The 13,672-nt window shown below is 58.2% G+C and carries 9 protein-coding genes; 7 read left to right on the top strand and 2 right to left on the bottom strand.

Annotated elements, in window-relative coordinates; translation table 11 throughout:
- Positions 1-9 precede the first annotated feature (9 nt).
- The 4 genes from HGI30_RS11315 to HGI30_RS11300 all read left to right on the top strand — a co-directional run bounded on the left by HGI30_RS11315 (position 10) and on the right by HGI30_RS11300 (position 9,827).
- Positions 10-5,712: a HAMP domain-containing protein gene (locus HGI30_RS11315; RefSeq protein ID WP_168907660.1), complete on the top strand. Its 5,703-nt coding sequence runs from the start codon at positions 10-12 to the stop codon at positions 5,710-5,712.
- Between the two features lie 122 nt (positions 5,713-5,834).
- Positions 5,835-8,093, top strand: coding sequence for an ATP-binding cassette domain-containing protein (locus HGI30_RS11310; protein ID WP_168907659.1), 2,259 nt, complete (start codon positions 5,835-5,837; stop codon positions 8,091-8,093).
- 23 nt (positions 8,094-8,116) lie between these two features.
- Positions 8,117-8,488, top strand: coding sequence for an iron chaperone (locus HGI30_RS11305; RefSeq protein WP_168907658.1), 372 nt, complete (start codon positions 8,117-8,119; stop codon positions 8,486-8,488).
- 262 nt (positions 8,489-8,750) lie between these two features.
- A complete protein-coding gene (locus HGI30_RS11300; protein ID WP_168907657.1) occupies positions 8,751-9,827 on the top strand; it encodes a glycoside hydrolase family 11 protein in 1,077 nt (358 codons plus the stop codon).
- Positions 9,828-9,921: 94 nt separating this feature from the next.
- Here the strand turns inward: HGI30_RS11300 and HGI30_RS11295 are convergent, their stop codons facing one another.
- On the bottom strand, positions 9,922-10,143 hold the full coding sequence (locus tag HGI30_RS11295) for a hypothetical protein (protein WP_168907656.1): 222 nt from the start codon (positions 10,141-10,143) through the stop codon (positions 9,922-9,924).
- Positions 10,144-10,550: 407 nt separating this feature from the next.
- Between HGI30_RS11295 and HGI30_RS11290 the strand changes: the two genes are divergently transcribed.
- The 3 genes from HGI30_RS11290 to HGI30_RS11280 all read left to right on the top strand — a co-directional run bounded on the left by HGI30_RS11290 (position 10,551) and on the right by HGI30_RS11280 (position 13,092).
- Complete coding sequence (locus HGI30_RS11290; protein WP_168907655.1) at positions 10,551-11,126, top strand: TetR/AcrR family transcriptional regulator; 576 nt, start codon at positions 10,551-10,553, stop codon at positions 11,124-11,126.
- Positions 11,127-11,292: 166 nt separating this feature from the next.
- Positions 11,293-12,180, top strand: coding sequence for a fructose bisphosphate aldolase (locus HGI30_RS11285; RefSeq protein WP_168907654.1), 888 nt, complete (start codon positions 11,293-11,295; stop codon positions 12,178-12,180).
- 222 nt (positions 12,181-12,402) lie between these two features.
- A complete protein-coding gene (locus HGI30_RS11280) occupies positions 12,403-13,092 on the top strand; it encodes a CTP synthase C-terminal region-related (seleno)protein (protein WP_168907653.1) in 690 nt (229 codons plus the stop codon).
- A gap of 130 nt (positions 13,093-13,222) precedes the next feature.
- Here HGI30_RS11280 and HGI30_RS11275 read toward each other — a convergent pair whose 3' ends face one another.
- On the bottom strand, positions 13,223-13,651 hold the full coding sequence (locus HGI30_RS11275; RefSeq protein ID WP_168907652.1) for an SRPBCC family protein: 429 nt from the start codon (positions 13,649-13,651) through the stop codon (positions 13,223-13,225).
- Between the last annotated feature and the right edge of the window lie 21 nt (positions 13,652-13,672).

The raw sequence follows: 13,672 nt of genomic DNA, 5'->3' as shown, positions 1-13,672 counted from the left end.
GGCGAGAGCATGAAGGAGAATCTTGAAGACCAATTCGACAGTGGAGAGCTGCTCAACGCCTTGATGGCTCTGAAGAAGGGCCATTTCTCCTACCGGATGCCGTACGACCGGACGGGCGTAGCGGGCAAGATCGCCGATACGTTCAACGAAATCATGGACATCCAGGAAAGCCTCGTGCACGACGTCGAGACGGTGGCGCGCGTCGTCGGCAAGGAAGGCAACCTGTCGCGCCGGCTCGCCCAGAAAAACCAAGGCGGCTCCTGGGAGACGATGACCGATTCCCTGAACGGCCTCGTCAGCGATCTGATCCAGCCGACGAGCGAGATGGTGCGGGTCATCAATGCGGTCGCCAAGGGCGATCTGTCGCAGAAGGTGGAGCTGGAGATCGAAGGCCGGCCGCTGACCGGCGAGTTCCAGAGGACGGCCAGCAACATCAACATGATGGTGAACCAGCTCAGCACGTTCGCCTCCGAGGTGACGCGCGTCGCGCGCGAGGTCGGCACGGAAGGCATCCTCGGCGGACAGGCGGACGTCAAGGGCGTCTCCGGCACCTGGAAGGATCTGACCGAGAGCGTCAACAACATGGCGTCCAACCTGACCGATCAGGTGCGCAACATCGCGGCGGTGACGACGGCGGTCGCGAACGGCGACCTGTCCAAGCAGATCACGGTCAGCGCGCGGGGCGAGATTCTCGAGCTGAAGAATACGATCAACACGATGGTGGACCAGCTGTCGATGTTCTCCTCCGAGGTGACGCGCGTCGCGCGCGAGGTCGGCACGGAAGGCAAGCTCGGCGGCCAGGCGGATGTCAAGGGCGTCTCCGGCACGTGGCGCGACTTGACGGAGAGCGTCAACTACATGGCGTCCAACCTGACCAACCAGGTGCGCAACATCGCGGTCGTGACGACGGCGGTCGCCAACGGCGACTTGTCCAAGAAGATCACCGCCGACGTGCAGGGCGAGATCCTCGAGCTGAAGATTACGATCAACACGATGGTGGACCAGCTGTCCACGTTCGCCTCCGAGGTGACGAGGATGGCCCGGGAGGTCGGCACGGAGGGCATCCTCGGCGGACAAGCCGACGTCAAGGGCGTCTCCGGCACCTGGCGCGACTTGACGGAGAGCGTCAATTACATGGCGTCCAACCTGACCAACCAGGTGCGCAACATCGCCGAGGTGACAACGGCCGTCGCCAAGGGCGACTTGTCCAAGACGATCACGGTCGACGCGAAAGGCGAGATCCTGCAGCTCAAGAGCACGATCAACATCATGGTCGACCAGCTGAGCAACTTCGCCTCCGAGGTCACGCGCGTCGCGCGCGAGGTGTCGACGGAGGGCATCCTCGGCGGACAAGCGGACGTCAAAGGCGTGTCCGGCACGTGGAAGGACTTGACCGACAGCGTCAACTTCATGGCGGGCACGCTGACCGACCAGGTGCGCAACATCGCCGAGGTGACGACCGCGGTCGCCAAGGGCGACCTGTCCAAGCAGATCACGGTCAATGCCAAGGGCGAGATTCTGGAGCTCAAGAATACGATCAACACGATGGTCGAGCAGCTCTCCACGTTCGCTTCCGAGGTGACGCGCGTCGCGCGCGAGGTCGGCACGGAAGGCATGCTCGGCGGCCAGGCGCAGGTGCGCGGCGTCGCAGGCACATGGCGCGATTTGACCGAGAGCGTCAACTACATGGCCTCCAACCTGACCAACCAGGTGCGCAACATCGCGGTCGTCACGACGGCGGTCGCGAACGGCGATCTGTCCAAGAAGATCACGGCCGACGTGCAGGGCGAGATCCTGGAGCTGAAAAATACGATCAACACGATGGTCGACCAGCTGTCGATGTTCTCCTCCGAGGTGACGCGCGTGGCGCGGGAGGTCGGCACGGACGGCAAGCTCGGCGGTCAGGCGCAGGTCAAGGGCGTCGGCGGCACGTGGAAGGACTTGACCGAGAGCGTCAACAACATGGCCCGCAACCTGACCGATCAGGTGCGCAACATCGCCGACGTGACGACGGCCGTCGCCAAGGGCGATCTGTCCAAGAAGATCACGGTCGACGTCAAGGGCGAGATCCTGGAGCTGAAGATTACGATCAACACGATGGTCGACCAGCTCTCGACGTTCGCCTCCGAGGTGACGCGCGTCGCCCGCGAGGTCGGCACGGACGGCATGCTCGGCTCGCAGGCCGAGGTGAAGGACGTCTCCGGCACGTGGAAGGACTTGACGGATACGGTCAACTACATGGCCAGCAACCTGACGATCCAGATGCGCAACATCGCCGGCGTGACGACTGCCGTCGCCAACGGCGACCTGTCCAAGAAGATTACCGTCGACGTCAAGGGCGAGCTGCTGGAGCTGAAAAACACGATCAATACGATGGTCGACCAGCTCAACTCGTTCGCCTCCGAGGTGACGCGCGTGGCGCGGGAGGTCGGCACGGACGGCAAGCTCGGCGGCCAAGCCCAGGTGCGCGGCGTCGGCGGCATCTGGAAGGATCTGACCGACAACGTCAACATCATGGCGACGAACCTGACCGATCAGGTGCGCGGCATCGCCAAGGTCGTGACGGCGGTCGCGAACGGCAACCTGAAGCTGAAGCTCACGGTGGAAGCGAAAGGCGAGATCGCCGAGCTGACCGATACGATCAACAACATGATCGAGACGCTGGCGACGTTCGCCGACCAGGTCACGACGGTCGCCCGGGAGGTCGGCGCGGAAGGCAAGCTCGGCGGTCAGGCGAGCGTGCCGGGAGCGGCCGGCACGTGGCGCGATCTGACGGACAACGTCAACTACATGGCGAGCACGCTCACGACCCAGGTCCGCGCCATCACGAACGTCGCCACGGCGGTGACCAACGGCGACCTGTCGCGCGCCATCGACGTCTCGGCCTCCGGCGAGGTGGCCACGCTCAAGGACAACATCAACGAGATGATCCGCAACCTCAAGGAAACGACCCGGATCAACACGGAGCAGGATTGGCTCAAGACGAACCTCGCCAAGTTCTCGCGCCTCCTGCAGGGGCAGCGCGATCTGTACGCGGTCAGCCGCATGATCCTCTCCGAGCTCGCGCCGCTCGTCTCCATGCAGCACGGGGTATTCTACATCAACGAGCCGGTCGCCGGCGAGCCGGTGCTGAAGCTGTTCGCGAGCTACGCCTACCAAAGCCGCAAGAACCTGTCCAACGAGTTCCGCTCCGGGCAAGGACTCGTCGGCCAGTGCCTGATCGAGAAGCAGCGCATCCTGCTCACGAACGTGCCGGGCGACTACGTCGTCATCTCGTCCGCGCTCGGAGAAGCGACCCCGCTCAACATCGTGCTGCTGCCGATCATCTTCGAGGATCAGGTGCTCGCGATCTTGGAGCTGGCTTCGTTCCGCGCATTCAGCGACATCGACCTCGCGTTCCTCGATCAGCTCACCGAGTCGATCGGGATCGTCATCAACACGATGCAGGCGAACCAGCGGACGGAGGAGCTGCTGATCCAGTCCCAATCGCTCACCGAGGAGCTGCAGAAGCAGCAGATGGAGCTGCGCAACACGAACGACGAGCTGGAGGACAAGGCGAAGCTGCTCGTGCTGCAGAAGGCGGAGGTGGAGAGCAAGAACCAGGAGGTCGAGGTAGCCAAGCGGTTCCTCGAGGAAAAGGCGGAGCAGCTCGCGCTCACGTCCAAGTACAAGTCCGAATTCCTCGCCAACATGTCGCATGAGCTGCGGACGCCGCTGAATTCGCTGCTGCTGCTGGCCGAGCAGCTCGCGGAGAACCCGGACGAAAACCTGCACGAGGTGCAGGTCAAGTTCGCCAAGACGATCCAGGAATCGGGGCTTGAGCTGCTGCATCTCATCAACGACATCCTCGATCTGTCCAAGATCGAATCGGGCACGATCGCGCCGGACTACAGCGAGCTGGCCCTGGAGGAGCTGACGGGCGGACTCGACCGCACGTTCCGCCACATGGGGGACGCCAAGAAGCTGGAGTATCAGATTCAGGTCGATGCCGGCGTCCCGCCGGTCATCATGACCGACTTCAAGCGGCTCCAGCAGATTTTGAAAAACCTGCTGTCCAATGCGTTCAAGTTCACCGAGGAAGGCCAGATCATCCTGCGCATCATGACCGCCGGCGGCGGATGGAACCCGGAAAACGAGACGTTGAACCGGGCGAAGACCGTCCTCTGCTTCTCGGTGAGCGATACGGGAATCGGCATTCCGCAGGAGAAGCAGCGGATCATCTTCGAGGCGTTCCAGCAGGCGGACGGCAGCACGAACCGCGAATACGGCGGGACGGGGCTCGGCCTCGCCATCTCGCGGGAAATTGCCGAGATGCTCGGCGGCGAGATCGCGCTTCAGAGCGAGCCGGGCAAAGGCAGCGTCTTCCATCTCTACCTGCCGACCGAAGCCGAAGCTCCCGAGCCGGAGCCGAAAAGGCTGCACGCTCCGGAGGTGATCGACATCTCGCCGCCGCCGAAGCGCCGGAGCAGCTTCGTCCGGCCCTCGGAGGACGCCTTGGTGGACGATCGGGACCACATCAAACCGGGAGACCCGGTGTTCCTGATTATCGAGGACGACCAGAAGTTCAATGCGATCATCCTCGATCTGCTGCGCAAGAAAGGCATCAAGACGGTCCTGTCGCCCAGCGGCTCGGATGCGCTGGAGCTCGTCCACGCGTACAAGCCGATGGCGATCACCCTGGACCTGCATCTCGGAGATGCGGACGGCTGGCTCGTGCTGGAGCAGCTGAAGAACGACATCCAGCTGAGGCATATCCCGATCAGCGTCATGACGGTGGACGAGGACGAGGTGCAGCTGCTGCAAAAGGGCGTGCATCACTACTTCCGCAAGCCGGTGACGAACGAGGAGCTCGAGCAGGCGCTCGAGCAGCTCCGCCTGTTCGCGGACAAGAAGGTGCGCAGCGTCCTGGTCGTCGTCCATGAGGCGGAGGAGCGCAAGCGCGTCCTCGGGCTGCTCGACAGCCAGGACCTGAAGATCACGGCCGTCGATACCGCGCGCAAGGCGCTGAGCCAGCTGTCGTCCAAGGAAATCGACTGCGTCGTGCTGGACAACAGCCTGCCGGACATGAATCTCATCCGATTCGTCCGGGAGATGCACAAAAACGCCAAAAACAAGCGCGTGCCCGTCGTCGCCCGCTTGAACAAGAAGCTGACCGCGGAGGAGGAGCTGGAGTGGGACGAGCTCGTGAAGCTGGCCGTCCTCCAGGAAGTGAAGTCGGACGCCCAGCTGATCGACGCGACGTCGATCTTCCTTCACCGCAAGGCGGACAGCCTGCCGGCGGATTCGCGGAGCAAGCTGGTCAAGCTGCACAATTCGGACGAAATGATCGAGTTCAAGAAGGTGCTCGTCGTGGATGACGACATCCGCAACATCTTCGCGCTGACGACGATCTTGGAGCGGCATCAGATGAAAGTGATCCCGGCGGAAAACGGCCAGGATGCGATCCGCCATCTGGAGACGGCGGACGATATCGAGATCGTGCTGATGGACATCATGATGCCGGGCATGGACGGGTACGAGACGACGCGCGCGATCCGGACGATCGAGCGCCTCCAGTCGCTGCCGATCATCGCCTTGACGGCGAAGGCGATGAAGGGAGACCGCGAGCTGTGCCTGGAAGCCGGCTGCTCGGACTACATCACGAAGCCGGTCAACAGCGCCCAGCTGCTGTCGATGATGCGGACTTGGCTGGACAAGGGACAAGAAGGATGACAGGCCAAGGCCTGCCGCAGCGGCATCTGCGGCAGGCCTTTCGGCCTTTTTTCGGAGGCGCCGCCATGATAGGATAAGAACAGTTGCAAAAAATCCAATCCCCGATCGAAAGGCGGTCATGCATGAACCCTCCGAGCCAGGAGCATATCCTCATCTCAGGCGCACGCGAAAACAACCTCCAGAATGTCACGCTCCGCATCCCCAAACGGAAGATCACGATCTTCACCGGAGTATCCGGCTCCGGCAAGTCCTCGATCGTCTTCGATACGATCGCAGCCGAATCCCAACGTCTGCTGAACGAGAATTTCAGCCTGTTCGTCCGCAACTTCCTTCCCAAGGCTCCTCAGCCCGACGCCGACGCGATTCAGAACCTGAGCATGGCGGTCATCGTCGACCAGAGGCGGCTCGGCGGCGGCTCGCACTCGACGCTCGGCACGATCACGGACATCTCGCCGATCGTCCGGCTGCTCTTCTCGCGCCTCGGCCAGCCCCATGCCGGACCGGTGAATCGGTTCTCGTTCAATGATCCGCAAGGCATGTGTCCGGAGTGCAGCGGGCTCGGGCGCAAGCTGGGCGTCGATATGGACAAGGCGCTCGACACGACGAAGTCGCTCAAGGAAGGAGCGATCCTGCTGCCCGACTACGCGGTCGACAGCTGGGAGTGGTCGATGCTGCTGCAATCCGGATCGTTCGATCCCGACAAGAAGCTGGACGAGTACGAGCCGGCAGAGCGGGACGAGCTGCTGTACGGCAAGGCGAAAAAGGTCGAGGTGCAGTTCGGCGGCAAGACGATGAACCTGACCGTGGAGGGCTTCATCGAGAAGTTCACCAACAAGTACATCAAGCGGGACGTCAAGACGATGTCGGAGCGCACGCAGCGCGCCGTCGCGCCATATATCGTGGAAGGTCCATGCTCCAGCTGCCGGGGCGCCAGGCTGAACCAAGCTGCTCTGGCGTGCCGGATCAACGGGCTGAACATCGCCGACATGTCCTCGATGGAAGCGAGCCGGCTCATCGGCGTCGTCCAGGAGATCGACGATCCCGCCGCCGCGCCGATCGTCCGCTCGCTGGCGGAACGGCTGCAGCATCTGACGGACATCGGACTCGGCTACCTGACGCTCGATCGCGAGACGGACACGCTGTCCGGCGGCGAGTCGCAGCGCGTCAAGATGGTCAAGCATCTGAGCGGCAGCCTGGTGGATGTGACCTATATTTTCGACGAGCCGAGCGTCGGGCTGCACCCGCGCGATGTGCACCGGCTGAACGAGCTGCTGCGCAAGCTACGCGACAAAGGCAATACGGTCCTCGTCGTCGAGCATGATCCCGACGTCATCCGGATCGCGGATCATATCGTCGACGTCGGTCCGCACGCGGGCAGCCGCGGTGGCACGATCGTCTACGAAGGCAGCTATGAAGGCCTGCTGGAGTCGGGCACGCTGACCGGGGCGTTCATGAAGCGGCCGCTCCGGCTGAAGGAGGACGTGCGCAAGCCGTCGGGCTCGCTGCCGGTGCGCAAGGCGACGCTGCACAACCTGAAAGAGGTGAGCGTCGACATTCCGACCGGCGTGCTCACCGTCGTGACGGGCGTGGCCGGCTCCGGCAAAAGCACGCTCATCCATGACGTCTTCCTCCGGCAGCATCCGGATGCGATCGTCATCGACCAGTCGGCGGTCGGCGTGTCCACGCGTTCGAATCCGGCGACCTACACCGGCATCATGGACGACGTGCGCAAAGCGTTCGCTTCCGCGAACAAGGTCAGCCCGGGCTTGTTCAGCTTCAACTCCAAGGGTGCCTGCGAGAACTGCCAAGGCCTCGGCGTGGTCTACGCGGACGTGGCCTTCCTCGACACGGTGAAGCTGCCGTGCGAGGCCTGCGGCGGCAAGCGGTTCAAGGAAGAGGTGCTCGAGTACAAGCTGGACGGCAAGTCGATCGCGGACGTGCTGGAGTTGACCGTCGAGCAGGCGCTGGAATTTTTCGGCCTGAAGGAAGTCGTGCGAAAGCTGCAGGCGATGAGCGACGTCGGCCTGGGCTACATCACGCTCGGCCAGCCGCTCAGCACGCTCTCCGGCGGCGAATGCCAACGGATCAAGCTGGCGAGCGAGCTGCATAAAAAAGGCAGCATCTATGTGATGGACGAGCCGACGACAGGGCTGCACATGTCCGATATCGGGCATCTGCTGGACATCATGAACCGGCTCGTCGACGCGGGCAATACGGTCATCGTCATCGAGCACAACCTCGAGGTCATCAGCCAGGCGGATTGGATCCTCGATATGGGGCCGGACGGCGGCAGCTCGGGCGGCGAGGTCGTGTTCGAAGGCACGCCTTCCGCGATTCTCGGCGAGGAGCGGTCGATCACCGGACGCTACTTGCAGCAGTGACTGAAACGAAGGAGGAGAAGCGCGTGCACGCATTCGAGGAATTCCTCGCGAAGATCGACCGGCCTGAGCATCGGGCGGAGATGGAGGAGGTGCTGGCTTGGGTCGCGGATACGTTCCCGCAGCTGAAGCCCAAGATCGCCTGGAACCAGCCGATGTTCACCGATCACGATACGTTCATCGTCGGCTTCAGCGCATCCAAGGGCCACTTTGCCATCGCGCCTGAAGAGGCGACGATGAACCGCTTCCTGGACGAGATCGTCCAGTCGAAGCATGACCACACCAAAGGCTTGATCCGGTTCAAGTGGGGACAGCCCGTCGACTTCCCGCTCCTGGAGCGGATGATCGCCTTCAACATCGAGGACAAGGCCGACTGCACGACGTTCTGGCGAAAATAGGCTTCAGACGTTCGATCGCATTCGGTTCACCAGGTAAGCCGCGGTTCGCCGCGGCTTCTTTTTTTTGGAAAATGCCTAAACATTTTCGGGTAGGAGCTAAACTTATTCGGGTGCCGGATGAAGACGGCATTTGATAAAATCACTTGTGCAACCGCTTACAATCTTAGGAATAGAAAGGAGGGATCGAGGTTTCGCTGCCCAAGCGAAACCGGCCCGGCTCAAGTTCGACCCATCGCTATGACCATCAAAGGAGGAAGATCGGATGAAACGCGGAAGGACCAAGCTGTTCTTGACGCTGATGCTCTCTCTGGCGCTCGCGCTGCCCGCAACCGTCGCCCATGCGGCGACGACCATCACGTCCAACCAGACGGGAACGCAGGACGGCTATGATTACGAGCTGTGGAAGGACTCGGGCACGACGAGCATGACGCTGAACAGCGGCGGCACGTTCAGCGCCCAGTGGAGCGGCATCAACAACGCCTTGTTCCGCAAAGGCAAAAAGTTCGATTCGACCAAGACGCACGGCCAGATCGGAACCATCTCCATCAACTACAACGCGACGTTCAATCCCGGCGGCAACTCGTATCTGTGCGTATACGGATGGACGAAGGATCCGCTCGTCGAATACTACATCGTCGACAATTGGGGCACGTACCGCCCGACCGGCACGTTCAAGGGAACGATCTCGGTCGACGGCGGCACGTACGACATCTATGAGACGACGCGCGTGAACCAGCCTTCGATCATCGGCACGGCGACGTTCAAGCAGTACTGGAGCGTCCGTCAGGCGAAGCGTTCCGGAGGGACGATCTCGGTCAGCGAGCACTTCAAGAAGTGGGAAAGCCTCGGCATGACGATGGGCAAGATGTACGAAGTCGCCTTGACGGTCGAGGGGTACCAGAGCAGCGGCAGCGCGAACGTCACGAGCCATACGCTGTCGATCGGCGGCAGCGGGGGCGGAGGAGGGACGCCGGGAACCGCCACGAAGGTGGAAGCCGAAGCCATGACCAAGGGCGGCTCCTACACGTCGAACATCAGCTCGCCGTTCACCGGAGTCGCGCTGTACGGCAACAACGATCTGGTGAAATTCACGCAGAACTTCACGACCGGCACGCACAGCTTCTCCTTGCGCGGGGCTTCGAGCAACTCGACGATGGCGAGAGTCGACCTGAAGATCGGAGGCGTGACTAAGGGCACGTTCTACTTCGGAGACAGCTATCCGGCGGTCTATACGATCTCGAACGTGAGCCACGGCACGGGCAATCAGGAAATCCAGCTCGTCTGCACGTCGGACAACGGGACGTGGGACGTCTTCTTGGATTACTTGGAAATCAATTGAACGGAGTCCAGGTCGCAGGTCCGCTCAGGACCAAAACAAGCCGCTGCGGAGCGATCCGCAGCGGCTTGTTCGGTTCGGCGGCCGGGGGAACGACTTACCATAGCTTGATTTCAAGCGCAGGGTGCTTCTCCGCAAGCTCCTTATGCAAGGCGATCCACGCTTTTCTCTCCAGCATATCGATCGTCCTTAGATATCCACCTTTATCCTTGTGGAAGACGAAGTCGACCTCGCGATCCACGAGCAGGGACGATACCGCGCGCAGTGCCTCTTTTTCTCCTGAGAAACGAACGATGGCCTTATCTCTATCCTTGAACACGCGGATCTCTCCCTTGATTCGTCATTAGGCTTGTTCCTTCGCTTGCGACGCTGCCGGCTCCTCGACCGTCTGCGGTTTGGCGGCCGAAGCTTTGCGGTTCGGCATGAACAGCGACAGCAGGAAGGCGGCGATTCAATCCGACCCGCAACAGGATGGTCCGGATCATCAGGTACAGATAGGGGGTGGATTCCGTAACATTCGTGACCGCCCCCATGCTCGGGATGATGAAGATCTGGCCCGTTAAGAGGGAATCCTGTCGCTTGCATGGTAGACATTGTGTCGATAAAATAATGCTAGCATAACAACATGGGATTGCCCATTCGCAATCGGGATCGAACTGTCGATTACTCGTCGATCTCGCAGTAGAAGAAAACCAAATGCCTAGATGATCTACACGGGAGAGGGATATGTCGAACTCAAAAAAAGAAGATCCGCGCGCGATTCGGTCCAAGAGGATGTTCAAGGAAGCGATCGTATCGTTGATGCTGGAAGAACGCTCGCTGTCGCATTTGACCGTTCAGAAGATCGCAAGCCGCGCGGAATTGAACCGGGCTACGTTTTACTTGCATTTCGAAGATGTCTCCGACTTGCTGAGGCAGCTCGCGGACGAAGTGCTGAACGGTCTGTCGGAAAAGATTCAGCCGCTCGAACAATCGGATCCAGGGGACGAGCAGGAGAGATTGACGGTTTTTTTAGACTCCATCTATGACAAGCGAAAGCTGCTGGCCGTCTTGTTCGATTCCAAAAGCTTGGAAACGAATCTCTTCCATCTGCTGAAAACCCTCATTGAGACTAGAAGATGGAACAAGCGGCTCGATCGTTCGAGCCATCCCGTGGCGCTCGAAATCCGCACGGCGTCCATCATGGGCATCATCATGTGGTGGATTCGAGACGGCATTCAGTTCAGCCCGGCCTATATCGCGGATCAAATTACGCTGCTCTTCGGACGAAAGCAGGAGGGGGAGAGTTCAGGAGGCAGGTGAACCGATGCGCAAGAAGAGCCCACGCCATCACGGCTTGGACTCTTCTGAAGCGACAGCTCGCGGGCTACTATTGTCCGACGGATCGTGCTCGTCCATCTTTCACGTTTCTTTATCCCCCTGGGGGGGTTATAATAGAAAGAGATCATTTGGGAAGGGGATAGACATCATGAAGACGAAGCAGATGGAACGCATCCGCACAGGAAAAGGATTTATCGCCGCCTTGGATCAGAGCGGGGGCAGCACTCCGAACGCGCTGAAGGAATATGGAGTTTCCGCATCCAGCTATTCGAATGATGAGGAAATGTACGTTTTAGTCCACGAGATGAGGAAGCGCATTTTGACTTCGGCCGCTTTTGATTCCAAGCATATCTTAGGTGCGATCCTATTCGAGAATACGATCCATCGGAAGACGGAAGGTCTGGATACAGCCGACTATCTCTGGGAGAATAAAGGCGTCGTGCCCTTCCTGAAAATCGATGACGGCCTAGCAGAGCTCCGAGACGGGGTGCAGCGCATGAAGCCTATTGCTGCCTTGGACGAGCGTCTGGCTCGAGCAAGGGATAAGCATATCTTCGGAACGAAAATGCGATCGGTCATCAAAGAAGCGAATAAAGCCGGAATTCGGGGCGTGGTGGATCAGCAGTTCGAGCTGGCGGAACAGATCATAGAGGCAGGTCTTGTTCCCATTGTGGAACCAGAGATCGATATTTTCAGCAAGGACAAAGCCGAGTCCGAGAAATGGCTTCTGGAAATGCTTCAAGACCGTTTGACTAGGCTCAGCCCGGAGTCGAACATTCTGTTGAAGCTGTCCATACCGAGCGTCGACGATTTTTATTTCGAGCTAACGAAGAATCCGCAAGTCGTTCGAGTTCTGGCTCTGTCAGGCGGATACAGCTTGCAGGAAGCAAACGAGCGCTTAGCTCGAAATCAAGGTCTCATCGCCAGCTTTTCGCGTGCGCTCGCAGAAGGATTGTCGGCGGAGCAGACTCCGGAACAGTTCGATGCCATTCTTGGACGGAATATTGAATCCATCTATGACGCGTCTGTGAATTAGACAAAAAGGAATGAAGCAGAAGAGGTTCTGCTTCATTCCTTTTTTCGTACATATGTACAAAATACGATATAAACGCAATTCATACGATCGGTTCAGGTACAAAAGCTGCTACAAGTCCAGAATGGACTATTGGGATGATAAATCAGAGGGAATCACTATCTTGGAAAAATTTTCTGGCCGTGCTATCATGATTTGTGGATTTTAGTTTAAGGGGGGATATCGTTGAGGATCGGCATTATTGGTGATTTTAATTCGATTTACCTTTCGCAGCAAGCCACGAATGATGCAATAAACCATTCCATTAAAAAATGTAGGGCTCAGATTGTCTATGAATGGATTCCAACAGCGTCAATTCCTGAACAATTTGAAACCATTAAAAAGTCTTACAAAGGATTTTGGATAGCCCCAGGCATCCCCGAATCTGTTGGTGGAGTATTACAAATTATTAGGTATGCCCGCGAACATAATGTCCCGTTAATAGGCACTTGCGGTGGATTTCAAAATATAATTCTGGAGTATGCCAAAAATAAATTAATGATTGAAGAAGCTGATCACGAAGAATTAAATCCGGATGCTTCTAAACGAGTTATCAGTAAACTGACTTGTTCATTGGTGGGTCAAACAGGTAAGGTTTTTATAAAGAGCCCTTCATTGATCTCCAACATTTACCGAGAACCAACTGCAATCGAACAATTCCGATGTAGTTATGGCCTAAACCCGGAATTTGAAGCGCCAATTAATGAAACAGGATTAAAAATTGTAGGGACAGATGCTGAAGGAAGGCCAAGAATTGTTGAATTAACTGGACATAAATTTTTTATCGGAACGTTGTTTGTTCCTCAATTGAGTTCAACTCAAGAAAGTCCACATTGTCTGGTAGATTCATTTATTGAACATGTGAATAACCAATAACTTTAGAAGGATGAAGCCGCCAAGCCATGGATTGCATCGAATTCCACACATATGTACAAAATACGAGTTTTGTGAAGAAGTATATGCAATTCGTTGCAAATCGACTCATTGCCGATAACCGACATCGCCTTCAGAACTTCCGTTTCTGATATGGAAGCCCTTCGCCTTCTTCGCAATACAGCTTCAGGCTGTACAAAAACATCGCCCAATTATAATTGCATGCGCGGTAGAATGCCGTTACCTCTTTCCAATTCAACTGGCGAAGAAGAACGGTCGTTTTCCCGTTCTTCTCCTCCAATTCGAATGAAATCGTCGTGCCGATCCATTCTGGATCTGAATCCACGCATTGCCAGATCACCTTTGTATCCATAACGAGTTCTTCCACTCGCATCTTTGTCAAGCCCTTGCCGCCGAATAGAAACTCCATTACGCTTCCGATCTCATTCGTGACGATAAGTTCATCTGTCCATACTTCCGAGAGTCCTTTTGCTGTGGTCAGTGCTTCGTACACTGCAGAAGCTGGAACACGAATCGTTTGCAGATGCTCGATATTGGCCAACGAATCATTTCCTCTCTTTAT

The sequence above is a fragment of the Paenibacillus albicereus genome (assembly GCF_012676905.1).
GTDB classification, from domain to species: domain Bacteria; phylum Bacillota; class Bacilli; order Paenibacillales; family Paenibacillaceae; genus Paenibacillus_O; species Paenibacillus_O albicereus.
Note: the sequence above shows the minus strand (reverse complement) of the source record. Positions and strands in the feature narration are given on the sequence as shown.